23 protein-coding genes and 1 pseudogene are annotated in these 22,820 nt (G+C 63.9%); 13 read left to right on the top strand and 11 right to left on the bottom strand.

The window, feature by feature from the left end; all coding sequences use genetic code 11:
• Positions 1-504: 504 nt before the first annotated feature.
• Positions 505-984 (bottom strand): annotated as a pseudogene (locus NKJ91_RS22260) (LysR substrate-binding domain-containing protein); the annotation flags it as partial.
• Between the two features lie 234 nt (positions 985-1,218).
• Here NKJ91_RS22260 and NKJ91_RS22265 point away from each other — a divergent pair.
• A complete protein-coding gene (locus NKJ91_RS22265; protein WP_352457292.1) occupies positions 1,219-1,683 on the top strand; it encodes a GFA family protein in 465 nt (154 codons plus the stop codon).
• Positions 1,684-1,722: 39 nt separating this feature from the next.
• Here NKJ91_RS22265 and NKJ91_RS22270 read toward each other — a convergent pair whose 3' ends face one another.
• The 4 genes from NKJ91_RS22270 to ku form a co-directional block, all read right to left on the bottom strand.
• Entirely contained in the window at positions 1,723-2,493 is a 771-nt protein-coding gene (locus NKJ91_RS22270) for an exodeoxyribonuclease III (RefSeq protein WP_352457293.1), read from the bottom strand.
• A 9-nt stretch (positions 2,494-2,502) separates the two neighbouring features.
• On the bottom strand, positions 2,503-3,147 hold the full coding sequence (locus NKJ91_RS22275) for an alpha/beta hydrolase family protein (RefSeq protein ID WP_352457294.1): 645 nt from the start codon (positions 3,145-3,147) through the stop codon (positions 2,503-2,505).
• A 182-nt stretch (positions 3,148-3,329) separates the two neighbouring features.
• The gene (locus tag NKJ91_RS22280) at positions 3,330-4,361 is read right to left on the bottom strand and encodes a tetratricopeptide repeat protein (RefSeq protein ID WP_352457346.1); all 1,032 of its coding nucleotides are present in this window, start codon (positions 4,359-4,361) and stop codon (positions 3,330-3,332) included.
• Positions 4,362-4,420: 59 nt separating this feature from the next.
• Positions 4,421-5,332, bottom strand: coding sequence for a non-homologous end joining protein Ku (gene ku / locus NKJ91_RS22285; protein WP_352457295.1), 912 nt, complete (start codon positions 5,330-5,332; stop codon positions 4,421-4,423).
• A gap of 470 nt (positions 5,333-5,802) precedes the next feature.
• Between ku and NKJ91_RS22290 the strand changes: the two genes are divergently transcribed.
• Positions 5,803-6,990 carry a Fic family protein gene (locus NKJ91_RS22290; protein WP_352457296.1) on the top strand — a complete coding sequence of 396 codons (1,188 nt, stop codon included), beginning with the start codon at positions 5,803-5,805 and terminating at the stop codon, positions 6,988-6,990.
• Between the two features lie 8 nt (positions 6,991-6,998).
• Here the strand turns inward: NKJ91_RS22290 and ligD are convergent, their stop codons facing one another.
• On the bottom strand, positions 6,999-9,500 hold the full coding sequence (gene ligD, locus NKJ91_RS22295; protein WP_352457297.1) for a DNA ligase D: 2,502 nt from the start codon (positions 9,498-9,500) through the stop codon (positions 6,999-7,001).
• Positions 9,501-9,655: 155 nt separating this feature from the next.
• Entirely contained in the window at positions 9,656-9,880 is a 225-nt protein-coding gene (locus NKJ91_RS22300) for a hypothetical protein (protein WP_023675682.1), read from the bottom strand.
• Between the two features lie 183 nt (positions 9,881-10,063).
• On the opposite strand from NKJ91_RS22300, the gene NKJ91_RS22305 reads away from it, so the two are divergent.
• The 6 genes from NKJ91_RS22305 (at position 10,064) to NKJ91_RS22330 (ending at position 16,251) form a co-directional block, all read left to right on the top strand.
• Positions 10,064-11,071: an aldo/keto reductase gene (locus NKJ91_RS22305; RefSeq protein WP_352457298.1), complete on the top strand. Its 1,008-nt coding sequence runs from the start codon at positions 10,064-10,066 to the stop codon at positions 11,069-11,071.
• Positions 11,072-11,299: 228 nt separating this feature from the next.
• Positions 11,300-12,250 carry a substrate-binding domain-containing protein gene (locus NKJ91_RS22310; RefSeq protein WP_352457347.1) on the top strand — a complete coding sequence of 317 codons (951 nt, stop codon included), beginning with the start codon at positions 11,300-11,302 and terminating at the stop codon, positions 12,248-12,250.
• 216 nt (positions 12,251-12,466) lie between these two features.
• Positions 12,467-14,053 carry a sugar ABC transporter ATP-binding protein gene (locus NKJ91_RS22315; RefSeq protein WP_352457299.1) on the top strand — a complete coding sequence of 529 codons (1,587 nt, stop codon included), beginning with the start codon at positions 12,467-12,469 and terminating at the stop codon, positions 14,051-14,053.
• Positions 14,050-15,066 (top strand): ABC transporter permease, encoded by a 1,017-nt coding sequence (locus tag NKJ91_RS22320; RefSeq protein WP_352453856.1) that lies wholly within the window; start codon positions 14,050-14,052, stop codon positions 15,064-15,066. Before NKJ91_RS22315 ends, NKJ91_RS22320 begins: the two co-directional genes overlap by 4 nt.
• Positions 15,067-15,294: 228 nt before the next feature.
• A complete protein-coding gene (locus tag NKJ91_RS22325) occupies positions 15,295-15,663 on the top strand; it encodes an endonuclease domain-containing protein (protein WP_352457300.1) in 369 nt (122 codons plus the stop codon).
• Between the two features lie 90 nt (positions 15,664-15,753).
• A complete protein-coding gene (locus tag NKJ91_RS22330; RefSeq protein ID WP_352457301.1) occupies positions 15,754-16,251 on the top strand; it encodes a GNAT family N-acetyltransferase in 498 nt (165 codons plus the stop codon).
• 381 nt (positions 16,252-16,632) lie between these two features.
• On the opposite strand, the gene groL is transcribed toward NKJ91_RS22330, so the two are convergent.
• Together groL and NKJ91_RS22340 are read right to left on the bottom strand one after the other, a co-directional pair.
• Complete coding sequence (groL, locus tag NKJ91_RS22335) at positions 16,633-18,264, bottom strand: chaperonin GroEL (RefSeq protein ID WP_352457302.1); 1,632 nt, start codon at positions 18,262-18,264, stop codon at positions 16,633-16,635.
• A 57-nt stretch (positions 18,265-18,321) separates the two neighbouring features.
• The gene (locus NKJ91_RS22340) at positions 18,322-18,636 is read right to left on the bottom strand and encodes a co-chaperone GroES (protein WP_352457303.1); all 315 of its coding nucleotides are present in this window, start codon (positions 18,634-18,636) and stop codon (positions 18,322-18,324) included.
• Between the two features lie 338 nt (positions 18,637-18,974).
• On the opposite strand from NKJ91_RS22340, the gene NKJ91_RS22345 reads away from it, so the two are divergent.
• Positions 18,975-19,244, top strand: coding sequence for an usg protein (locus tag NKJ91_RS22345; protein ID WP_352457304.1), 270 nt, complete (start codon positions 18,975-18,977; stop codon positions 19,242-19,244).
• Positions 19,245-19,353: 109 nt separating this feature from the next.
• On the opposite strand, the gene NKJ91_RS22350 is transcribed toward NKJ91_RS22345, so the two are convergent.
• On the bottom strand, positions 19,354-19,623 hold the full coding sequence (locus NKJ91_RS22350; RefSeq protein ID WP_352457305.1) for a DUF982 domain-containing protein: 270 nt from the start codon (positions 19,621-19,623) through the stop codon (positions 19,354-19,356).
• 138 nt (positions 19,624-19,761) lie between these two features.
• On the bottom strand, positions 19,762-19,974 hold the full coding sequence (locus NKJ91_RS22355) for a hypothetical protein (RefSeq protein WP_245274651.1): 213 nt from the start codon (positions 19,972-19,974) through the stop codon (positions 19,762-19,764).
• Between the two features lie 349 nt (positions 19,975-20,323).
• Between NKJ91_RS22355 and NKJ91_RS22360 the strand changes: the two genes are divergently transcribed.
• The 4 genes from NKJ91_RS22360 (at position 20,324) to NKJ91_RS22375 (ending at position 22,804) form a co-directional block, all read left to right on the top strand.
• Entirely contained in the window at positions 20,324-20,800 is a 477-nt protein-coding gene (locus NKJ91_RS22360) for an Hsp20 family protein (RefSeq protein WP_352457306.1), read from the top strand.
• A gap of 29 nt (positions 20,801-20,829) precedes the next feature.
• Positions 20,830-21,351: an Hsp20/alpha crystallin family protein gene (locus NKJ91_RS22365; protein ID WP_352457307.1), complete on the top strand. Its 522-nt coding sequence runs from the start codon at positions 20,830-20,832 to the stop codon at positions 21,349-21,351.
• Between the two features lie 63 nt (positions 21,352-21,414).
• On the top strand, positions 21,415-22,095 hold the full coding sequence (locus NKJ91_RS22370; RefSeq protein ID WP_352457308.1) for a hypothetical protein: 681 nt from the start codon (positions 21,415-21,417) through the stop codon (positions 22,093-22,095).
• Between the two features lie 106 nt (positions 22,096-22,201).
• Positions 22,202-22,804: a CDP-alcohol phosphatidyltransferase family protein gene (locus tag NKJ91_RS22375; RefSeq protein ID WP_352457309.1), complete on the top strand. Its 603-nt coding sequence runs from the start codon at positions 22,202-22,204 to the stop codon at positions 22,802-22,804.
• The last annotated feature ends 16 nt before the right edge of the window (positions 22,805-22,820 follow it).

Consider the following 22,820-nt stretch of genomic DNA (forward strand, 5'->3'; position numbering starts at 1 on the left):
TTCTGCAAAATGGCGTGGCATTGCGTTGACGTCGGCGTGTCCGCCGCGCAGCCCCCGTGTTTAGCGGAGCGGCGGACACATGACGGTGCTCAGGCGGCCAAGGTCCTCAGGCTCCCCTGCGCGTCGCGGTGGATGCCTTCGTCCACAGTCTGGGCGTGCGAGGCGCCGTAGGTTGCGAGCATAATCGCGCCGACTGTATGAAATCTTCTCACTGGAGCTTCCCTATTGGCTACTGCATTCGGTCAACACTGTTGGTTGCAGCAGGACCACTCACCCGATCCCGTCACCTCATAGACGCCGGCGGCGCGCCCGTCCTCAAGTCGCACCGGCCCGCACAAGGACACTACCGGTGAAGCGCGCGCCGCTCCGATGCATAATGACAGGCTCGCCGTTGACATGGACTTTGCGCTGGTCTTGGTCTTGGTCCCGATCTTGTCACTAAACCCAAGCGCGATGTTTATCTCGTCCGATCGCCCTTCGCAAAGTAGCTGGCGGCCCGGACGATCACACCCGGCCCGATGTCCCATCCTCGCCAAAAATCCCGGTCACCCAGTCGATGAACACGCGTACCCGCGGCGCGAGCTGGCGGTTCTGCGGGTAGAGCGCCGACAGCGGTGTCGGCGACGGCGGGTAATCCGGCAGCACTTCGACGAGCATGCCGCGTGCGAAATCCCCGGCGAAGCGGTAGTGCGGCGCCTGCACCAGGCCGAAGCCGAGACGCGCCAGCTCCGCCATCGTGTCGGAGCCGTTGACCGTCACCCGGTTGGGCAGGCTGACATAGCGCAACGCGCCGCCGACGGTGAATTCGAGCGGCATGACCTCGCCGGTCCGCGACGAGCGGAAGCCGACCATCAGATGGCCTTCGAGATCGTCGAGGGTTGCCGGCATGCCGTGCTTTTCGAGATAGGCGGGGCTGGCGCAGGTGACTTCGCGCAATGTTGCCACCCGCCGCACGATCATGTCGCTGTCGGCCTGTTCGCCGGAAAGCGACCGATCGCGCCGCATTGCACGCGCACCACACGTGGCAAAGCTAGTCGCGCGAACAGCTTCGTCAATTATGTGATCGCTTCAACTTGCGATCACCGCGGCCGCGAGCGAGCGCGGGTTCGGGGACGGCTAAGCTGCCGATGCCCTTCTTTGAGGGACCGTCAAGGGAGAGATTGCAGCTTGGCGGTCGTGCGCTAGATCGCTCGCCGAGGATCTCGCTCGAGGCCAGCAATGGACGATTGGAAACTACCTTGGGACGGCGGTTGCCTGTGCGGCGGGATACGCTTTCGCATCAGCGCCCCGCCTTTGCTGACGACGGCGTGTCACTGCACCGGCTGCCAGAAGCTGAGCGCCAGCGCGTATTCCTTGACCATCGCCGTGCCGAGCGACGGTTTCGCCATAACGCAAGGCGAGCCGGTGGTCGGCGGCCTGCACGGCCCGCATCGCCAGCTCTATTGCCCGCAGTGCAAGAACTGGATGTTCACGCGTCCGCATGGACTGGACTTTTTCGTCAACGTTCGTGCGACCATGCTGGACGAGCACCATTGGTATGTGCCTTTCGTCGAAGTCTTCACTTCGGAAAAGCTGCCCTGGGCTTCGACCGCTGCTAGCCACAGTTTCGCTACGCAGCCCGACCTTGAGGGATACGGAACTCTGATCGAGGCGTTCGCCCGCGAAGCGGCGCGGCCAACCTGACTGGTTGCCGCCCGGAAAGGCGGCGCCAGCCTCCGTGCCTCACTTCAACTCCACCCAGACCGGCGCGTGATCGCTGGCGCCGGTCTCGCCGCGCACGTCGCGGTCGATGCCCGCCGCTACCAGCCGGCGCGACAGCTTCTTGCTGAGCAAGATATGGTCGAGGCGCAGGCCGGCACCGCGCGGCCAGCGGTTGCGGCGGTAATCCCAGAATGTGTAGAGCGTCTCGTTCGGGTGCTTCTTGCGCAGCGCGTCAAGCCAGCCCTGGTCGAGCAGCCGCTGGAACGATGCGCGGCTTTCCGGCTGGACCAGCGCGTTGTCGTCATAGGAGCGGGTCGGGTAGATGTCGCGCGGCTCGGGCACGATGTTGTAGTCGCCGGCCAGCACCACCGGCAGGCCGGTGTCGAGCAACTGCGCGGCATGCGCCTCCAGCCTTTCGTGCCAGTTGAGCTTGTACTGGAATTTCGGGCCGGGCTGCGGATTGCCGTTCGGCGCGTAGAGGCAGGCGACGACGATGCCGTTGACCGCTGCCTCGATGTAGCGCGCCTGCTGGTCGCTGTCGTCGCCGGGCAGCGCCTCGCGGGTCAGAACGGGTTCTGAGCCACGCGCGAGTATGGCGACGCCGTTCCAGGTCGGCTGCCCGACCCAAACCGCGCCGTAGCCGGCGGCCGCCAGCGCAGTGCGCGGAAACTGCGTCTGCCTGGTCTTGAGCTCCTGCAGGCAGGCGATGTCGGGTTTGGCGGCGGCCAGCCATGCGAGCAGGTTCGGCAGCCGGCTGTTGATGTTGTTGACGTTGAAGGTGGCGATCTTCATCGGCCTGCTTCAGCGCACGATGCGTTCGGTCCACGCCTTCACCGCATCAGCGAGCGTCTTCAGATGATCGGCGGTGGAGAAGCCGGAGATGTTTTTGCGCGGCTTCAGATCATGGTCGCCGTCTTCCAGCCAGAAAATCTCGATTGCGTCGGACAGAGCATAGGTCGCGACCTCGTCTTTGGTCCCGAACTCGTCGCGCGTGCCTTGGAAGATCACTGTCGGCGTCTTGAGATCGGCGAGGTGCTTTGTCCGAAGCTGCGTCGGTTTGCCCGGCGGATGGAAGGGATAGCCAAGGCAAAGCAGGCCCGAGATCTCGCCCTTTGAAAACATCTCGTCGGCGATCATCGAAGCGACGCGTCCGCCCATCGACTTGCCGCCGATGATCAGCGGACCCTTCACGCCCTTCGCCCGGAGGTCGGCGATCGCCTTGACGTATTCCGGGTTAACCGTCTCGGCGCGCGGCGGCGGCTTGCGGTGGCCGTAGCGGCGAGCCGCCATGTAGTGGAATTCAAAGCGCGCAACGCGGAAGCCGGCCTCGGCCAGCGCTTTTGCCGTGGCTGTCAGCGAGGGGGAGTCCATAGGAGCGCCTGCGCCATGGGCGAGCAAGATGGTGATTGGGGCGGTGTCGGGGCCGTCGAAGAGGAAGGTTGTCATGGGGACTCCAACGCTGGTGACCCCTTCTCCCCTTGTGGGAGAAGGTGGCCGAGCGAAGCTCGGTCGGATGAGGGGTGTTCCAGGGAACGCCGACGCCTCATTTCTTCCAACACCCCTCAACCGTCTCGGCGCTGCGCGCCGATCCACCTTCTCCCACAAGGGGAGAAGGAGGCGCTACTACCTCACCCCGCCGACATCCGCGCCAGCTGCAAATCCACGAACTGTATCCCCTTGGCGGCCGTGCGCGCCCATTCGGAATTGGCGTCGAGCTCGAGATAGCGCACCCAGCGACGCCGCGCCTCGGCGAGATTGCCGGCGTCGAACTCCAGCCTGGCAAGGTTGAATACCGCATCGGCATAATCAGCGTCCAATGCGATCGCCTTCAGCAAATGGCGGCGCGCCGAGGCTACCCGCCCCTCTTCGCTCATCAGCCCGGCAAGATTGAACCAGGCCTCGACGAAGCCGGGGTCGCACTTGATGGCGCGGGCATAGTCGTGCGCCGCCTCGGCCGCGTGGCCGGCGGCGCGCAGGCAGTTGGCGCGGTTGAAGGCGGCGATGGCATCGCTTGGGTCGATGGCCAGGCAGCGCTGGTAGAGCGCGGCCGCCTGCTCGTGGTCTTCAGCCCCTTCCGCCGCCTCGGCATCGGCGAACAGCTCTTCCAGCGGGTCGTCATCCTGCGTTCCCAGATCGAACAGCAGCTGGCCGTCGAGTTCGCTCTGGCCGCCCTCGAGATAGATCGCGTCGGCCCGCCCATGCTGTGAGCCGACGGCGAGCGACTTGGCGGTGAGCGAGGCGACCGGGCCCGACCGGTGCACCGAGCGCGCAATCGCCCCCCATGAGGCGCCGCCGGCAACCAGCCCGGCATATTTGCGGGCGAGGATCAGGTCGCGAAAGGAATACGGTTCGCAATCATGCTCGAAGGCATCGAACAGCGACAAAAGGTCGAGATCCTCGCCGGTCAGCCGCGACTGGTCGATCAGCGACTGCCGCGACAGCGCCGAAGCCTCCGGCGCTTTCATCAGGCCGAGCAGGCGCAGGAAGCCGTTCTCGCTGACCAGCTTGCGCCCGGCCGCGCGCTCGGTGACGACGCGGCGCTCAATCTCGGCATCATCGGCCTTGGCGAGGAACGTCCGCCCGAATACCACATGGGTGGTCCGTCTGGTGACTCCGCGCCGCAATTGGCCCTGCCGGCGCGCGACCTCGCGCGCCGCCATGCGAAGCGGAAACGCCGCGAGCGCGCCGATAGTGCCGAAGATCGTGCCAGTGGGCGCCGTCACCCTTTGCTCTTACCGACGGCCTGCAGCAGATTGGCCTTGAGCGGGTTTTCCTTGGCGCCGCCCTTGGCGGACTTTGCTTTGGCTGCCGGTTTCGTCGCCTCATCGGCCTTGCTCTTCGACTTGGCCGGCGGCTTGGCCGATTGCGACAGGCTCGCCTTCAGCGCATCCATGAGATTGATGACATTGCCGCGCTCGGGGGCCGCCGCGATGATCGGCTTATGGCCCTTCAGCTTCTCGCGGATCATCGCCATCAGCGCGATCTCGTAGCGGTCCTCGTAATTCTTCGGTTCGAAGGTGGTTTCCTTCTGCTTGATCAGCGCCTCGGCCAATTGCAGCATTTCGGGATCGGGGTTTCCGGCCGGGATATTGCCGAAATACTCAGCCGTGCCACGCACTTCGTTCGGATTCCTCAAGGTGCAGACGAACATGCCGTTCTCGCGCGCGCCGATCGTCACCACGCGCTCGCGGCTGGACAGCACCAGGCGGGCGATCGCCAGCTTGCCGGATTTGCGCATGGCTTCGCGCAGCACGACGAAGGTCTCCTCGGCCATTGCGCCGTCCGGCGCCAGGTAATAGGGCGCGTCCTGATAGATGACGTCGACCGAATGCTCGTCGACAAAGGCCTCTATGTTCATCGTATGATTGGATTCGATGCGTACCGCATCGAGATCGGAGTCCTCGATGATGATGTACTGCTTGTCCTCGTATTCGTAGCCCTTGACCAGGTCTGAACGCTCGACCAGCCCGAGTTCGGGGTCGACCGGCTTCATGTTGATGCGGTTGTGCGTCTTCTTGTGCAGCTGGTTGAAGCTGATGCGCTCGCTGGCGCTGGTCGCCGGATAGAGCCGGACCGGACAGCTGACCAGACTGAGCTTGAGGTAACCTTTCCAACTTGCCCTGGGCGCCATGAAATACTCCTACGCGGCCTTGTGCTGTCGAACTGTTCGCAGCGTTCATTCGTCCGGAGGACGAACGGGGGCTGCCGAAATCCTACATTGCCCCTCACAATACCGCCAAATCCCTAGCGAAATCTTCCATCTCGGCTGAGAGGTCGGCGGTGGGACCTGGCGGGAAGAATAATTCAAATTTTCCGGAGCGTCGATGGATTCCAGATCGGACCGGCGCACCGCCGTCACCATTCTACCGGACGGCTCTGTGCAGCGGCCAAAAGATCGGCCAAACCTGTGCCTCGACCCGCTTTGATGCTGGAGTTTCAATCTGATAACGCCGTTTGCGATCGGCCATGACCGATCGCCGGCCGGCTGGCAGACAATCGGCCAAATGATCGGCCAATTTTTCTATTAATCTAGAAAAAACCATTTATGATTATGTACTTATTAATTCTGAAGATCGGCCAAAAATTGGAGGCAGCCGTACCGTGGAAGAAAGCGTACAGCGGATCGAACCGGCCCGTCTGGAGGAGGTATCCGAGGAAATCTCGGATGCCCTGGCGGAATTGTCGGCGGCGTCCGCTACGTTGGGCGGCAGCCTTCATCCCCGTACAGCTGCCAACCTCGCCGATCTCGTGCGCATCATGAATACCTATTACAGCAACCTCATAGAGGGCCATGACACGCGTCCGCGCGACATCGAGCGCGCGCTGGCAGGAAATTTCGACAAGGATGAGGAACGGCGGAACCTGCAACTTGAAGCCGCCACTCACGTCAGGCTCCAGGCCGAGATCGACCGGATGGCTGCGCGGGGCCGATTACCTGATCCGGCTTCCCGCGACTTCATCCTGTGGCTGCATCAGGAATTCTATCGGGATGCCGAGGAACTCATGCTGCGTGTCAAGGGTGCAGGGCGCGAATTTCTCATGGTGCCCGGGAAATGGCGATCGAAACTTGAGCACGATGTTGCGGTCGGCAGGCATCAACCGCCATCCAGCGTCCGCGTCGACGATTTCATGTGCTATTTCGAAACGCGCTACGGCTTCGCAAAGCTCGGCAAGGCAGGCCGGATACTCGCCATTCCTGCTGCGCATCATCGCTTCAATTTCATCCATCCATTTCCCGACGGCAACGGGCGCGTCAGCCGCTTGATGAGCCATGCGATGGCACATGAGGCAGGTATCGCCGCTCATGGATTGTGGTCGATTTCACGTGGACTGGCGCGAGGGCTGAAGAGTCGCAAAGACTACAAGACCATGATGGATCATGCCGACATGCCGCGCCAGGGCGATCTCGACGGCAGAGGCAATCTCTCACAGCGCGCGCTAGCGGATTTCACCCTGTGGTTCCTGCGCGTCTGTGTTGACCAAGTGACCTTCATGTCCGGCCTTTTTGATCTCGCCACGCTGGCAAAGCGTCTTCGCGCCTACGCTACAAGCAGCGAGTTGAAGCCGGAAGCCAGCCGTCTGCTGGAAGAGGCGCTGATACGCGGCGAATTCGAGCGAGGCGAAATCTCGCGCATTACCGGACTGCCCGAGCGGACCGCGCGGCGGGTTTTCAATGATGTCATTTCGCTTGGGCTGCTGGAATCCGAAACGCCCAAAGGGCCGGTATCCCTGCGCTTTCCCGCCAAGGCCTTGGACACGCTGTTCCCGAGGCTGTTTCCCGAAACATGAATCAACAGTCAGCCAGCCTCAGGTCCAACCGGCGGCAAATCCCTGGCGAAATCTTCCATGTCGGCCCAGGGATCGCCTGACGTCGCCAGCAGGCCCGGCAGCGACGAATAATTCAGATCCTGCGGGGCGTCGATGGATTCCAGGTCGCTCCAGCTCACCGGTGTCGAGGCCGGCAAATTGGTGCGGGCGCGCAGCGAATAGGGAGCCGCAGAAGTGTGGCCGCGCGCATTGCGGTGATAATCGATGAAGATGCGCCGCTTGCGGTTATCCTTGCCCATGATGGTGGTGAAAGTGTCGGGCGCGGTGGCGGCAAGATGCGTCGAGATGGCGCTGGTCGCCTGGTGCAATTTCTTCCAGTTCTGCTTTTGCGTCACCGGTACTGATATGTGGATGCCGTGGCCGCCGGACGTCTTGGCGAACGGCACCAGCCCTAGCGCTTCCAGCTCGCCCTTAATGTGCACCGCCGCCTCAACCACCTCGCGCCAGGCGATCCCCTCTCCCGGGTCGAGGTCGAAAACGACCAGGTCCGGCTTGTCGAGCCGCGTGCGATGGGTGCCCCAGGTGTGGAACTCGACGACACCGAACTGCGCCAGCGCCAGATAGCCCTTGGCGTCTTCCACCGAGAGATAGGATTTGGTCTCGCCCTCCGAATTGGTCGCTTCGAAAGTCGCCACAGAGGACGGCATGCCGGTGAAGGCGTGGCGCTGGAAGAAACAGTCCTGCGGCCTGCCGGTCGGGCAGCGCACCAGCGACACCGGCCGGCCGAGAATGTGCGGCAGCATGAAATCGCCGACCAGCGCGTAATAGACGGCAATGTCGAGCTTGGTCGGGCCGGTCTTGCCGAACAGCCGTCGCGTCGGGTTGGTCACCCAGATGGTGGCGAGGTCGGCCTCGGCGATCAGCCGCTTGCGCTTGGCCGAAACCGGCGTCGACAGGCCGACGTCGCGCAGGCCGCGGAACACGGCATGGCGCAGCGCATTGTCGGTGGTCCGGTTGGCGTAGTGGATATGCGCCGAAAGCAGCGGCCGCACCCAGTTCATCTCGCGCATGATTTCGCGGGGAACCCCTTCGGGCGCGGATGCCCCGGCGCGCAACGGCTCCAGCCGCGCCAGCAACTCGCCGGCGGTGGCGGCGTCGAAGCCGGTGCCGACCTTGCCGCGATAGTGCAATTCGCCATCCTCGAATTCGCCGAGGCCGAGTGCGGCCAGCCCCTCGGCCGCATCGGAGACTGTGTAGCCGGCGATAACGAAATCGCCGGTCTGAAGCGCCTTGGTCTTGGTCCAGGTCTTGGTGCGGCCGCTCTGGTAGACCGCCGTAGCACGTTTCGAGACGACGCCCTCCAGCCCCATTTCCGATGCCTGGTCATAAAGCGCCTGGCCGTCGCCCTCGGCGTGATCGCTGTACTGGATGGCGGAGTTGGCGCCGAGACCGGACAGCAGCTGCGAAAGCAGCGTCTTGCGCCGGCGGAGCGGCACTTGCCTCAGGTCCCAGCCGTCGAGATAGAGAAGGTCGAAGGCATAGAAGTGGAGCTTGTTGCCGGCGCCTTCGGCCAGCGCATCCTGCAAAAGGGCAAAGCGGCTGATGCCCTTGGCGTCGAGCGCGACGACCTCGCCGTCGATGATCGCCTCGCGGCACGGCAGCCTGGCGAATGCAAGCGGCAGGTCGCCATAGCGCTTCGTCCAGTCGAGGCCGGCGCGGGTGATCAGCCTGACTGCGCCGTTAGCGAGATGCGCCATGGTGCGGTAGCCATCGAATTTGATCTCGTGCAGCCAGACTTCGCCCGTTCGGGCCGCTGGGTCATCGCCGCCCGGCGGTTTCGAAACCTGCGTAGTCAGCTGCGGCACGATGCGGGTGGGCGGCGGCGCCTTGACGGCGCCCGGCAAAGCACCGGGTTTCAACACCACCGGCTTGGCAGGCTTGGCGGCCGGCTTCGGCGTTGCCACCAGTTCCTCGATGCGGCGTCCGGATTTGACGCTTTCCGGGCGGGCTTCCAGTATGTCGAGCTTGGCGTCGGCGGCCAGATCACGCTCCTTGAACAGCAGCCAGTTCTTCTTGCCCTCATCCTCGCCGGGCTTGGGCTTCAGCCGCGCCAGCATCCAGCCGCCATTGAGCTTCTCGCCGGCGAGCCGGAACTTGAAGGAGCCGGTGCGCAGGCTCTTCTCGACGTCATCCATCGGCGCCCAGATGCCGGTGTCCCAGACGATCATCGGCCCGCCGCCATATTCGCCCTCGGGAATGACACCTTCGAAGTCGATATATTCGAGCGGATGGTCCTCGGTCTCGACCGCCAGCCTTTTATCGGCCGGATTGAGCGACGGGCCGCGCGGCACCGCCCAGCTCTTCAGCACGTCGCCGACCTGCAGGCGAAGGTCGTAGTGGTCGGCGGTGGCGTGGTGCTTGTGAACGACGAAGCGGTTGCCTTCCCCCGCAACCAGCCCGCCGGCGGGTTCCGGCGTCCTCGTGAACTCGCGCTTGGCGCGATAGGCCTTGAGCTTCGAAGGAGCTGGCATGGACTAGGCGCGGGTGGTGGGCAAAAGCAACGAGCGCGGCATCAAAATCCCATCGCAGCGGCGCTCCAATGTCACGGCATGGATCCCAGGGTCTCCGCGACGTCGCTTAGCTCCTGCTCCGCCCTGGGATGACGAAGGATGGCAGGTCACGCCGCTCAATCGTCGGTGGCCGGCGTCAATTCGAGTTCGGCCGGCGACAGGCCCTGCTGCAGCTGGCTGAGTCGGAATTCGTCGACCCAATAGGCCTCGCCGTCGACCAGCACGCGCGCGCTGTAGCTGCCGGCCGAAAAACGCTGCGCAGTGATGTACACCTTGTGGCGGTCGAGCGCGTTCCGCACCGCGGCGCGCTTGGATTTCTGACTGGCGACGGAACTGGCCATGCTGGTTACTCACGCACAAGCCGCAAGGCGGCGTGCCTTAAGGATGGCCGAGAGCGGCTCGGCTGTCAATTTGGCGGCCGCAGTGAGCCGCGCGCGGTAGCGCCTCCCGCTCTGTGGAAACCGAGCCGGTGCGCTATATTGCCCTGGCGGCTTGGAACGCGATGCTGATCCGGAGAGCTTCACATGACATTGACGATGCGCAAACTCGGCAGCCAGGGGCTGCAAGTCTCGGCAATCGGTCTCGGCTGCATGGGCATGAGCCAGTCCTATGGCCCGGCCGACGAGGCGGAATCGACCGCCACGCTGCACCGTGCCATCGAACTCGGCTGCACCTTCCTCGACACCGCGGAAGTGTACGGGCCGTTCACCAACGAGGAACTGCTCGGCCGCGCGCTGAAGGGCCGGCGCGATGAGGTGACGATCGCGACGAAATTCGGCTTCCGCATTGAAAACGGCAAGCAAGTCGGCACCGAGCGCGACAGCCGGCCCGAACATATCCGCGAGGCTTTGGAAGGTTCGCTGAGGAGGCTCGCCACCGACCACGTCGACCTCCTCTATCAGCACCGCGTCGATCCGGCGGTGCCGATCGAGGATGTGGCGGGCGCCGTCGGCGAGCTGATCGCTCAGGGCAAGGTCCGCTTCTTCGGCCTCTCTGAAGCCGGCGCCGCCAATATCCGCCGGGCGCATGCCGTGCATCCGGTGTCGGCCGTGCAGAGCGAATATTCGCTGTGGGAGCGCAATCTGGAGCCGGAAATCATTACGCTGCTGAAGGAGCTCGGCATCGGCCTGGTGCCGTTCTCGCCGCTCGGCCGCGGTTTTCTCACCGGCGATGTCAGGCGCGCCGAAGACTATCCGGAGGGCGATTACCGGCGCGGCGATCCGCGCTACCAGGGCGCCAACTATGACGCCAACATGCAGGCGGCGGCCACGGTACTCGACATCGCCGCGGCGAAGCCCGTCAAGCCAGGTCAGATCGCGCTGGCCTGGCTGCTCCACAAGGGGAGCGACTTCGGCATCGACATCGTCCCGATCCCCGGCACCAAGCGCAGAAAATACCTCGAGGAGAACGTCGCCGCCGCTTCGATCAGGCTGGACCCAGCCGAGATGCAAGTGCTCGACGACGCGCTGGCGCCGGGAAAGGTCGCCGGGCCGCGCTACGGCGAGCGCACCATGGTGATGATCGATCGGTAGGTCTTGCCTGCTCCCGTTCTTGCGCAAAGCTCCGGCCTTGGCTAGCATCCGCCGGCAGGCACCGAGCGGAGGAGAACGTCGCGGTGGACCGGCTGGAGCGCCGTTGCGTCCCTTCAAACACGAGTTGGGCGCTCGAAGGACACTCCATTTTTGAATCGACGCAAGGAACCTTCCGGAAAACCCATTCCGGTTTCGGGTCGTGCGCTCATCTGGGAGGAGACTAAATTGATCAACAGACGTGAATTCCTGCTGTCGTCGGCGGCGATGGGCGCTTTGGCGCTGGCCGCTCCGCAACTGGCTTTTGCCCAGGACAAGCTGACCATCCTTGGTTCGGTGCCGAGCCTCGGCTTTCCGTTCTTCGTGCACATGCTGAACCAGATCAAGGCTGAGGCCCAGGCGCAAGGCGTCAACCTGATCGAGAGCGACGGCCAGAACTCGGCACCTAAGCAGACGGCCGACATCGAGGCGGCGCTGGTGCAGAAGATCAACGCCATCGTCATCTCGCCGCTCGACGTCAACGCGCTGGCCCCGGCCATCGAGGAAGCGGTCAAGGCCGGCGTTCCCGTCGTCACCATTGATCGCCGCGTCGAGGGCGTCGAGGGCATCCTCGCCCATGTCGGCGCCGACAATGTCAAGGGCGGCGAGGCCGAGGCGAGGGCCATGGTGGCGGCGTTTCCGAACGGCGCCAAGATCTTCCATCTGCAGGGCCAGCCCGGCGCCGGCCCGGCGATCGACCGTAACAAGGGTGTGCACAACGTCCTCGATCCGATGAAGGACAAGTACCAGATCGTCTTCGAACAGACCGCCAACTTCGCCCGCGCCGAGGCGCTCTCCGTCACCGAGGCCGGCCTCGCCGCCAACGGCAAGCCCGACGCGATCATCTGCGCCAATGACGACATGGCACTTGGCGCGGTTGAAGCCTGCGCGGCGCGCAACTTCACCGACGTCAAGATCTATGGCTTCGACGCGCTTCCCGAAGCGCTGGTCGCCGTGCGCGACGGCAAGCTGGCCGGCACGGTCGAGCAGTTCCCCGGCGAGCAGTCGCGCACCGCCGTGCAGATCGCCGTCGCCTACGCCAGGGACAAAACCGAGCCGAAGGAAAAGCTGGTGCTTTTGACGCCGATCGTCATCGGCAAGGACAATCTCGACAAGGCGGAGAGGCTGGGCGAGACGAAGTAGGCGAAGCCGACGGGACAGCACCCCCCTCTGGCCTGCCGGCCATCTCCCCCTTAAGGGGGAGATTGGATGTCACGTCGGCTTTCGCTAGTTTTCGATCTTGCAGAAGAGGCGAAGCCAATGAAGCTGCAATCTCCCCACTTGAGGGGGAGATGGCCGGCAGGCCAGAGGGGGGCGCTGCCCCCGGGCGCTGCCCCGCCAGCCTTGCGTGACAACCGAATGATCGAGGAGCAAACTTTGCCCAAGGCAGCCGCCATCGCGCCCTCTCCCGCACTGCTCACCGTCGAGGGCGTGACCAAGCGCTTTGCCGGCGTCACCGCGCTGAACGACGTTTCGCTCGAAGTCCGCCCCGGCGAGATCCTCGGCCTGCTCGGCGAGAACGGAGCCGGCAAATCGACGCTGCTCAAGATCCTGTCCGGCGTGATGCCGCCAACCAGCGGCCGCATCGTCTTCGACGGCGTCGAATTCAGCCCGCACAATCCGCAGGATGCGAAACGCCTCGGCATCGTCACCATCTACCAGGAACTGAGCCTGATCCCGACGCTGACGGTAGCGGAGAACATCTTCATCGGTCGCGCGCCGCTCGGCCGGTTCGGGCTGGTCAGCTGGCGAAAGATGGTGGAAGACTCACGCGCGATCATCGCTCGCGTCGGCCTCGACCTCGACCCGGCGACGCCGGTGTCGGCGCTGTCGGTGGCCGAGCAGCAGCTGGTCGAGATCGCCCGCGCGCTATCGCTGAAGAGCCGCTTGATCATCATGGACGAGCCCACCTCGGCGCTGACCGAAACCGAAGTGCAGAAGCTGATGGCGATTATGGGCCGGCTGCGCAGGGATGGCGTCGCCATCATGTTCGTCACCCACCGGCTGGAGGAGGCCTCGGCGATCTGCGACGGCATGACGGTGCTGCGCGACGGCAGGCTGGCCGGCCATCTCGACCGCGAAGGCGGGCCGATCAAACTGCCGAAGATCATCGAGAAGATGGTCGGCCGCGCCGCTTCCGAGCTCTATGCCAGGCCGACGCAGCGCGACGTCGCCGGCGACGTCCGGCTCTCGGTGCGCGGCCTGCGCACGGTGCGCGATCCGCAGGCGCCGCACGCCATCGTGCTCGAAGGCGTCGATCTCGACCTCAAGGCGGGCGAAATCCTCGGCGTCGCCGGGCTCGTCGGCTCCGGCCGCACCGAGCTCGCCCGCGCCATCTTCGGCGCCGACCGCATTGCAGCCGGCACCATCATGCTCGACGGCAAGCCGATCGCGCCCGCCTCACCCGCCGACGCCATCGAGCTCGGCATCGGGCTGGTTCCGGAAGACCGCAAGCACCAGGCAATCTTCGCAGCACTCGCCATCCTCACCAATTTCTCGATCGCCGCGCTCGACCGCTACTCCAATGTCGGTTTCATGGCCGAGCGGCGAGAGCGCGAGGCGTTGGCGAACTATAGGAAGACGCTGTCGATCCGCATGGCCTCGCCCGAGCAGGCGATCGAGGGACTGTCCGGTGGCAACCAGCAGAAGGTCATCCTTGCCCGCTGGCTGGCACGCGATCCCAAGGTGCTGATCGTCGATGAACCGACGCGTGGTGTCGATGTCGGCGCCAAGGCGGAGGTGCACCAGATCCTGGTAGAGCTCGCGGCGCGCGGCATCGCCATCATGATGATCTCGTCCGAGCTGCCCGAAGTGCTTGCGGTGTCGGACAGGATCGTCACCATGCGGCGCGGGCGCATTACCGGCGAGATGCCCGGCGTCGAGGCGACCGAGGAGAAACTGATGGAACTGATGGCGCTCGACCAGAAGCAGGAAGCAACGCAATGACCAGTACGACCGAACGGAGCCAGCGCGGCGGCGTCAATATTGCGCGCCTGCTGATGAGCTTCGGCCCGCTGATGTTCCTGGCGTTGCTGATCGTCGTCTTCACCGTGCTGAAGCCGAGCTTCATCGACCCGATCAACCTGTTCAACATCATGCGCCAGATCTCGATCACCGGCCTGATCGCGCTCGGCATGACCTTCGTCATCCTCACCGCCGGCATCGACCTGTCGGTTGGCTCGCTGCTCGCCTTCTGCGGTATGGTCGCGGCGGTGGTGGCCAAAGGCGGCACCGCCAACACGCTGTCGCTGTCGACGTCTGGCACGCAAGGCTACGGCTGGTTCGCCGCCCTTCTCGCCGCCGTCGTCGTCGGTGCCGTGGCCGGCGGCGTCCAGGGCTTTGCCATCACCAGGCTGAAAGTGCCGCCCTTCGTCGTCACGCTTGGCGGCCTCACCGTGTTTCGCGGCCTGACCTTGACGATTTCCAATGGCGGCCCGATCTCCGGCTTCGACGCCTCGATGCGCTGGTTCGGTACCGGCCTGATCGGCCCGGTTCCGGTGCCGGCAATCATCTTCGCGATTGCCGCCATCCTGTGCCACATCGTGCTGCGCTACACCCGTTACGGCCGCGCGGTCTATGCCGTCGGCGGCAATGCCGAGGCGGCACGGCTCTCCGGCCTGCGTGTCGACCGCATCCTGATCTCGGTCTACATCATCGTCGGCTTCTTCGCCGGCCTTGCCGCCTTCGTTTTGTCGGCGCGGCTCAACTCCTCCGAAGCCGTGGCCGGCATCGGCTACGAGCTGACGGTGATCTCGGCGGTCGTCATCGGCGGCACCTCGCTGTTCGGCGGCATCGGCAGCGTCGGCGGCACGGTGGTCGGTGCAGGACTGATCGGCGTCTTGCAGAACGGGCTGCAGTTCAACAACGTCTCGTCCTACACGCAAAGCATCGTCATCGGCCTGATCCTCATCCTCGCGGTGGCCTTCGATCGCTGGCTGAAATCGCGGGTGAGGCGGTGATACAGGTGCCATACCTATCCAGGTCGACGGGCCAGCACCCCCCTCTGTCCTGCCGGACATCTCCCCCTCAAGGGGGGAGATTGGATGTCGCTCCAGCTTAAAGAAGGGAGAACTTTCGGCGAAGCTGCCAATCTCCCTCCTTGAGGGGAGATGTCCGGCAGGACAGAGGGGGGTGTTCAAGCGCAGCATAGAGAAGATGGGCAAGTTTCGCGCTGAGGAATAGAAGTAGTGAATCACTATCCCGTACCTCCCCGTAGCCGCGGCAATGCGCGCAAGATGCGCAAGGCCATGACGGATGCCGAGCTGAAGCTCTGGAATGAGGTCAGGGCGCATCGACTCATGGGGCTGGCATTTCGGCGGCAGATGCCAATTGCAGGCCATATTGTCGATTTTGCCTGCCCGGACAAAAAGCTGATTGTCGAACTGGATGGCTCCCAGCATGCCCGGGCCGATGCCTCAATATGGGACGCTACCAGAAGCGCACGGCTTGAAGCGCTGGGCTGGACTATCCTGCGGTTCTGGAACGACGACGTCATTCGCGATATCGATAATGTCTGCCAGCACATAGTCATGGTGGCCGGCGCGGATGTGCGCTGAACTCAGCCGTGCAGGGTCGGCGGGACAGCACCTCTCTGTCTTGCGGGACATCTCCGCTCAAAAGGGGCAGGTTTCTGAGGCGAGGTGCCAATGACCCAGATAAGAACCATGACCGAACAGGACGTTCCGGCGGTGTCGCGGCTGCTTGGAGGGTCCTGGCGACACACCTATTCGCCGATCCTGGGTGCCGAGACCACGGCGCGGCTGTCGGATGAGAGGCACGCGCCGGAGCGGCTGGCGGCCGAGCTCAGGGACGACAGCAAGATGTCCTTCGTCGCCGAGCGGGCTGACGGCTCGCTCGCCGGTTATGCGATGGCCGCGATGGACGACAAAGGCGAGGTCATGCTCGAGCGGCTCCATATAGACAAAAGCGAGTACGGCACCGGCCTTGCCGCCGACCTGCTGCATGCCGTTCTTGCCGCGCATGCGGGTATTCCCAGCATCGCCCTGGAAGTGATCGAGGGCAACGACCGCGCAATCGCCTTCTATCGCAAGCACGGCTTCGAGGTCGTCGAGCGCCGGCCGGCTGCACACGGCGTGGGCGGCCACGCCTCGCTGATCATGCGCCGGCTGCTACCGATGGCTTAGCAAGCGAAAGCGGCTGAGCGCGTAATCTCCCCCCTTGAGGGGGAGATGTCCGGCAGGACAGAGGGGGGCGCCTCGCGTGAAGCGCCAACCTTCTCTTTCGTCCCACAGGGCGTCGCGCCAGGACGTACCGACCCTCTCTGTCGCCTTCGGCGACATCTCCCCCTCAAGGGGGGAGATTGGCGACTTCTCCGACCGCTCAGACCGGGGCGTTGACGCGCTGTGCGCGCGTTGCCCAGAGTCGGCAACCGTCGCGCCAGCAACGCTCTCGCCGGCAACCATCCCGCTCGTCTGCGGCGCAAGCAGGTCGTTGCGGCGGGCGAGGGCGACGAAGGCGGACACGGTCCATCTGCCGTTTCGAAGTCGCGCTTTGGAAGCCTGGCCTTAGAAGTCCATGCCGCCACCGCCGGGCATCGGAGGCATGGGCGTTTCCTTCTTCGGCTTCTCGGCCACCATGGCCTCGGTCGTCACCAGCAGGCCGGCAACAGAGGCGGCGCCCTGGAGAGCAGTACGCACGACCTTGGCCGGGTCGATGACGCCTTGACTGTAGAGGTCGCCGAACTCGTTGGTCTGCGCATTCCAGCCATAGCCGAACTCGCCCGTCTCGCGCAGCTTGCCGACGATGATCGAACCTTCGGCGCCGGCATTCTCGGCGATCTGGCGGACCGGGGCCTCGATCGCGCGACGCACGATCTCGACGCCGATCTTCTGGTCGGGATTGTCGACCTCGATATTGTCGAGCGCCTTCGCCGCTCTCAGCAGCGCCACGCCACCGCCGGGCAGGATACCCTCCTCGACCGCCGCGCGTGTGGCGTGCATTGCATCGTCGACGCGATCCTTGCGCTCCTTGACCTCGATTTCGGTCGAGCCGCCGACACGGATGACGGCGACACCACCAGCGAGCTTGGCCAACCGCTCCTGCAGCTTCTCGCGGTCGTAGTCGGAGGTGGTTTCCTCGACCTGCGCCTTGATCTGGCTGACGCGCGCATGGATTTCATCCTTGCGGCCGGCGCCGTCGACGATGGTGGTGTTTTCCTTCTCGATCAGCACCTTCTTGGCGCGGCCGAGCATCTCCAGTGTGACGTTCTCGAGCTTGATGCCGAGGTCTTCCGAGATCGCCGTGCCGCCGGTCAGGATGGCAATGTCTTCGAGCATGGCCTTGCGGCGATCACCGAAGCCCGGCGCCTTGACGGCCGCAACCTTCAGGCCGCCCCGCAATTTGTTGACGACCAGCGTCGCCAGCGCCTCGCCTTCGACGTCCTCGGCAATGATCAACAGCGGCTTGCCGGATTGCACGGCGGCTTCGAGCACGGGAAGCATGGCCTGGAGGTTGGAGAGCTTCTTCTCGTGGATCAGCACATAGGGTTCTTCGAGTTCGACGCGCATCTTGTCCTGGTTGGTGATGAAATAAGGCGAGAGATAGCCACGGTCGAACTGCATGCCTTCGACCACTTCCAACTCGGTCTCGGCGGTCTTGGCTTCTTCGACAGTGATGACGCCCTCATTGCCAACCCTTTCCATCGCTTCGGCAAGGAAGCGGCCGATCTCGGCATCGCCATTGGCAGAGATGGCGCCGACCTGGGCGATTTCGTCGTTCCTGGTCACCTTGCGGGCATTGGATTTCAGGTCGGCGACGACGGCGTCGACCGCCTTGTCGATGCCGCGTTTCAGGTCCATCGGGTTCATGCCGGCAGCGACGGCCTTGGCCCCTTCCCTGACGATGGCCTGAGCAAGAATCGTCGCGGTCGTGGTGCCGTCGCCGGCGGTATCGCTGGTCTTCGAGGCGACCTCGCGCACCATCTGCGCGCCCATGTTCTCGAACTTGTCCTCAAGCTCGATCTCTTTCGCCACCGTCACGCCGTCCTTGGTGATGCGCGGCGCGCCGAACGATTTGTCCAAGACAACGTTGCGGCCCTTGGGACCGAGCGTCACCTTCACCGCATTGGCGAGGATATCGACGCCGCGCAACATCTTCTCGCGCGCTTCGGTATGAAATTTCACATCTTTGGCAGCCATTGGAACACTCCTCGATAGGCAGCTTTTCGTTGACTGGAATGCTTGTTCAGGCCCCCCTCAGGCAGCCTTCTTCATCTCGCCCGTGGCCTCGATCACACCCAGCACGTCGCTCTCTTTCATGATGAGCAGATCCTCGCCATTGAGTTTGATCTCGGTGCCGGACCATTTGCCGAACAGAATGCGGTCGCCGACCTTGACGTCGAGCGGCTGCAACTGGCCGCTGTCGTCGCGCGCGCCGGGGCCGGCGGCGATGACCTCGCCCTCCTGCGGCTTCTCCTTGGCGGTGTCGGGGATGATGATGCCGCCCGCGGTCTTTTCGTCGACCTCGATGCGGCGGACCAGGATGCGGTCATGCAATGGACGGAACGCCATGTTGTTCTCCTCTCTGGACAAACAGATTTTCGAACATCCTCCTGACCGGACCGGCAATATCGGCCCGGCACGGGGTGCGCGACCCCTTCATCAGGCATCGCGCGCATACGAACTAGTCGCGCTTTTTTCAGCTTTCAAGAGGATCACGCAAAAATTTTAGCACTCGACACCTGAGAGTGCCAATACGCTGTAATTGTTCGCACATTCGCCGTTTCCGGCGCGATGACCCGGCCGGATTTCCAAATCTGTCCGTCTCCTGAGCCGCTTGCGGCGGCTGGAACCTATGTGGAAGGCGAGGCGTTTTGCAGACGGAGGTTCATTGGGAAAGGAAGGATTGCATGACCAGCAGGGACTTTCAGCTCCAGATGCAAGGGTTTGGCCTCACCACGGCGGAGATCCACTACCGCCTGCCCGATCATCGGAGTCTGCTGCAGCTCTACATCTGGCAGGAATACGATATCGCCCCTGATTTCCCGACGCTGAAGCATTTCCTCGATTTCTGGGAGCGCGAGATCGAAGGCCCGCTGCATTCGGTGCGCGTGGCTCATCACCGTCTGATCCAACCGTCCGAATGGCGGGCCGTAAACGGCATTATCACCGTCCACTGAGGAGCAAGCCGACCTGCCGCCAGACAGCAAACAAAGTCTCTCGAGGTGGAGAAAGGCAGTTGCCTCTCCCCACTTGTTTTGGATCTCACAATATCGGAGGGCGTCCGGACTAGCCGGCGTGGTCGACAGGCTTGCGGGCCGATGCGAGCAATCCAGCCTTGCGCGCCGCCCTGACAAAGGGCTTGCGCGCATCACGCGCGGTGCGCCAGCCGTCGAGCGCGTCGAGGCAGGTCCGATAGGCGGCGCGCCAGCTCCGGCCGCGTGCACGGTCCGGCCACTGCTGGCGCATGCATTCGATGGCTTCCCAACTGCTGGCGACCTTGCGCTCGCTGGATTGGAATTTCAACGTGATTGGCTCGGCAAAGCGGACGTCGTCCATCACTTCCTCCTTGTTTTCTGATCGTCTTCTTGTTTGAGCAAGCAACGTTATGCTGGCAGGCACCGGCGGCCGGCCGGCGCCGCTGAAGGACATGGTTCGTCTCTCTGCGCGGTTCAAGAGCATCGCGGCAATAGCCGGTTATTCCTCCTCGTCGGGCCCTTGAAGCAGTTCGATCAGCGTCGCTACTCTTGCCGTCGGCAGCGGTCGGCCCTCGTTCACCAACGCCTCGTCGGCGGCGATCCAGGCCAGGGCCTCGCGCAATTCCTGGACCGTCCCGTCCGTCGCCGCAATGTCGGCGATCACGGCTTCGTCGACCGGGCCCAACACAGAAATGATCTCGTCGCGTGTCATGGTCAGCTCCATCTGCGAGTGCCGGGAACGGGCCCGGCAACACAAGAAATCTGGGTCTTGACCTGCTGCAGACAATAACCGGCCGGGGAAGTCAGCGTTGGCAATTGAAACCAAACAGGCAATCTCCTGCCGGACATCTCGCCGCAAACAAAAAGGGGGATTGGCAGCCTCGCCGAGCCGACCGAAAACCGGCCCGAAAAACCGGCAAAGCGAAAGCCACCGGGTCTTGACTTGCGGCGGACAATAACCAGATCGAAGGCACCGGTCGCCGAAATGGGGCCGGCGAAACCAGGGAGCGCCAGCTCTTTGGCGCTCCTCGTATCTATGTTGCTCGATGGAGGATGTAGCTATGAGAACCGCATTCGACTTGTCCCCGCTCTATCGGTCGAGCATCGGCTTCGACCGCGTCTTCAACCTGCTGGAAAATGCTCCGCAGGCTTTCGACGCCTGGCCGCCCTATGACATCGCGCGCAGCGGCGAGAACAACTACCGCGTCACCATCGCCGTCGCTGGCTTTTCCGAGGACGACCTCGAAATCACCCATGAACCCAACCTCCTGATTGTCTCCGGCCAGCACAAGGAGCCGGATAACGCGGAGTATCTGCATCGTGGCCTCGCCGCACGGCCCTTTACCCGCCGTTTCGAGCTTGCCGATCACGTCAAGGTCGCAGGCGCCTCGCTCGACAACGGCCTGCTCAGCATCGATCTGGTACGTGAGGTGCCCGAGGAGGTGAAGCCTCGGCGCATCGCCATCGCGACCGATGTCGCCTCGCCGAAGACCGGGCCGAAGGTCGCGCAGGTCGAAGCAAACAAGCAGGCTGCCTGAATGCACCAGTCGAGAAAGGAGACTATGCAATGGCTATTCGTGATCTCATTCCCTGGGGCCGGGAGAACAATCAGGCCCCCAGCCTGTTCCGCAACGGCGATCGCGATCCCTTCCTGACGCTGCATCGCGAAATGAACCGCTTGTTCGACGAGGCGTTCCGCGGCTTCGACACGCGGCTGCCGTCGCTCGGTGGCTTCTCCGCTGCCCGCGTCAGCTGGCCCAGTATCGACATCGCCGATGGCGAAAAGGAGATCCGCGTCACCGCCGAGATCCCCGGCATGGACGCGAAGGACGTCGAGCTGCTGCTCGATGACGGCGTGCTGACGCTGCGCGGCGAGAAGCGCGAAGAGACCGAGGACAAGGACAGGCAGTTCTCCGAACGCTTCTATGGCCGTTTCGAGCGGCGTATCCCGCTCGGCTACGAAGTCGACGAAGACAAGGTGAACGCCGCGTTCCGGAACGGTGTGCTCAGCGTGACGCTGCCCAAGACGGAGCGCGCCCAGGCCAAGGCCAAGCGTATCGCCATCAGCGGCGGCGACGGCAAGTCCTGACGGCTCGTAGGACGACACCCCTTCTGCCTGCCGGTTCCGGCGGGCAGAAGCGGGCAAATGTCGATGACCCGTTCTCCCGACGCTCCGGTTCCGCCTGACCAGGCGCAGCACGCCCTGCAGTGCCTGACGACCGAGCATTTCGTCCTGCAAAACGCTCGCGCCGCGACCATTCAGGAAGCGAACCAGAGAGCCGATCTGTTCCTGACCTCGGTCTCGAGCGCAACGATTGCCTTGTCCTTCGTCGCGCAGGTCACGGAGATGGGCAGGCCGTTCGTGTTGTTCAGCCTGATCTTGCTGCCTTGCCTTTTCTTCATCGGACTGGTCACCTTCGTGCGCGCGGTGCAGGTTGCCATCGAGGACATGGTGCATGCCCGCGGCATGGCCAGGATCCGCCACTATTTCGTCGAACTGGCGCCCGTCCTGCAAAGATACCTCGTCAATTCCACGCATGACGACCCCTCGGCGGTGCTGGTCGACAAAGGTCTCAGACCCTCGCCGCTGCAATATTTCATGACCACCGCGGGGATGGTGGGCACGATCAATGGCGCCATTGCCGGCGTCTTCACCGGCATCGTTGTAAAGTCTGCGTTTGGCGGGGGCATGACGCCCGGCGTGATTTGCGGGCTGCTGGTCTTCGCCGCATGCATTCTCATCCTGCGGCGTTACCATAGTCGCGCCTGGGCGGCGGCCGAACAAAGTTTGCCCGCCCTGTTCCCGGGCGACACGGTCAAAGCGAGGACATAGCCGTCCGGCAAGTTTGCGGAAAGTGATGGGCGCCGCCCTTGCGCCTTGCGCGCCAATTGACCATCCTCGCCAACATCACTTTGCACCGCGGCCGGGGGGTTCGCACATGCCGACGCTTTATGCGCTGAAACCGGCCTTCCAGGCCAGGTTGCGGCCGCTTGCCGACGGACTGGCCAGAGCCGGCGTCACCGCCAACCAGATCACGTTGCTGGCCGCTGCCCTCTCGCTCGCCACCGGCCTTGTGGTGGCAGCCCTTGCCGGCCACCGCGTGGTCTTTCTGCTGATGCCGCTCGTGCTGTTTACGCGAATGGCGCTGAATGCGATCGACGGTATGCTCGCGAGGGAACATGGCCAGGCCTCGAAGCTCGGCATGTATCTCAACGAGCTCTGCGATGTTATCTCCGATCTCGCTTTGATCCTGGCCTTTGCCGTCATTTTTCCTGTCTGGGGCGTCGTTGCATTCGCTATCGCGGCGGTGATTGCGGAATTCGCCGGCGTGCTCGGCATCGCGGCCGGAGCGGGGCGCAGCTATGCCGGCCCGTTCGGCAAAAGCGACCGGGCGCTGGCGCTCGGCATCCTCGCCGTGCTTGTCGCGTCCGGCCTGTGGCTCCCGGCGCTCACGCCGCTCGTGTTTCCGGCCATGGCTACACTCTCGCTGGCGACCGCCATCAATCGGATACGCAGCGGCCTTAACGGGAGCGGCAGCTGAATTCCGGTCTCGCCAG

The organism is Mesorhizobium sp. M0040 (assembly GCF_040323505.1).
Taxonomy (GTDB): Bacteria; Pseudomonadota; Alphaproteobacteria; order Rhizobiales; family Rhizobiaceae; genus Mesorhizobium.

Bases quoted from the DNA above. Each gene is read 5' to 3' on its own strand.
- NKJ91_RS22265 (WP_352457292.1), top strand. From the start codon at position 1,219: ATGGACGATTGGAAACTACCTTGGGACGGCGGTTGCCTGTGCGGCGGG.
- NKJ91_RS22270 (WP_352457293.1), bottom strand. From the start codon at position 2,493: ATGAAGATCGCCACCTTCAACGTCAACAACATCAACAGCCGGCTGCCG.
- NKJ91_RS22275 (WP_352457294.1), bottom strand. From the start codon at position 3,147: ATGACAACCTTCCTCTTCGACGGCCCCGACACCGCCCCAATCACCATC.
- NKJ91_RS22280 (WP_352457346.1), bottom strand. From the start codon at position 4,361: ATGGCGGCGCGCGAGGTCGCGCGCCGGCAGGGCCAATTGCGGCGCGGA.
- ku (WP_352457295.1), bottom strand. From the start codon at position 5,332: ATGGCGCCCAGGGCAAGTTGGAAAGGTTACCTCAAGCTCAGTCTGGTC.
- ligD (WP_352457297.1), bottom strand. From the start codon at position 9,500: ATGCCAGCTCCTTCGAAGCTCAAGGCCTATCGCGCCAAGCGCGAGTTC.
- NKJ91_RS22300 (WP_023675682.1), bottom strand. From the start codon at position 9,880: ATGGCCAGTTCCGTCGCCAGTCAGAAATCCAAGCGCGCCGCGGTGCGG.
- NKJ91_RS22305 (WP_352457298.1), top strand. From the start codon at position 10,064: ATGACATTGACGATGCGCAAACTCGGCAGCCAGGGGCTGCAAGTCTCG.
- NKJ91_RS22315 (WP_352457299.1), top strand. From the start codon at position 12,467: ATGATCGAGGAGCAAACTTTGCCCAAGGCAGCCGCCATCGCGCCCTCT.
- NKJ91_RS22320 (WP_352453856.1), top strand. From the start codon at position 14,050: ATGACCAGTACGACCGAACGGAGCCAGCGCGGCGGCGTCAATATTGCG.
- NKJ91_RS22330 (WP_352457301.1), top strand. From the start codon at position 15,754: ATGACCCAGATAAGAACCATGACCGAACAGGACGTTCCGGCGGTGTCG.
- groL (WP_352457302.1), bottom strand. From the start codon at position 18,264: ATGGCTGCCAAAGATGTGAAATTTCATACCGAAGCGCGCGAGAAGATG.
- NKJ91_RS22340 (WP_352457303.1), bottom strand. From the start codon at position 18,636: ATGGCGTTCCGTCCATTGCATGACCGCATCCTGGTCCGCCGCATCGAG.
- NKJ91_RS22345 (WP_352457304.1), top strand. From the start codon at position 18,975: ATGACCAGCAGGGACTTTCAGCTCCAGATGCAAGGGTTTGGCCTCACC.
- NKJ91_RS22350 (WP_352457305.1), bottom strand. From the start codon at position 19,623: ATGGACGACGTCCGCTTTGCCGAGCCAATCACGTTGAAATTCCAATCC.
- NKJ91_RS22355 (WP_245274651.1), bottom strand. From the start codon at position 19,974: ATGACACGCGACGAGATCATTTCTGTGTTGGGCCCGGTCGACGAAGCC.
- NKJ91_RS22360 (WP_352457306.1), top strand. From the start codon at position 20,324: ATGAGAACCGCATTCGACTTGTCCCCGCTCTATCGGTCGAGCATCGGC.
- NKJ91_RS22365 (WP_352457307.1), top strand. From the start codon at position 20,830: ATGGCTATTCGTGATCTCATTCCCTGGGGCCGGGAGAACAATCAGGCC.
- NKJ91_RS22370 (WP_352457308.1), top strand. From the start codon at position 21,415: ATGACCCGTTCTCCCGACGCTCCGGTTCCGCCTGACCAGGCGCAGCAC.
- NKJ91_RS22375 (WP_352457309.1), top strand. From the start codon at position 22,202: ATGCCGACGCTTTATGCGCTGAAACCGGCCTTCCAGGCCAGGTTGCGG.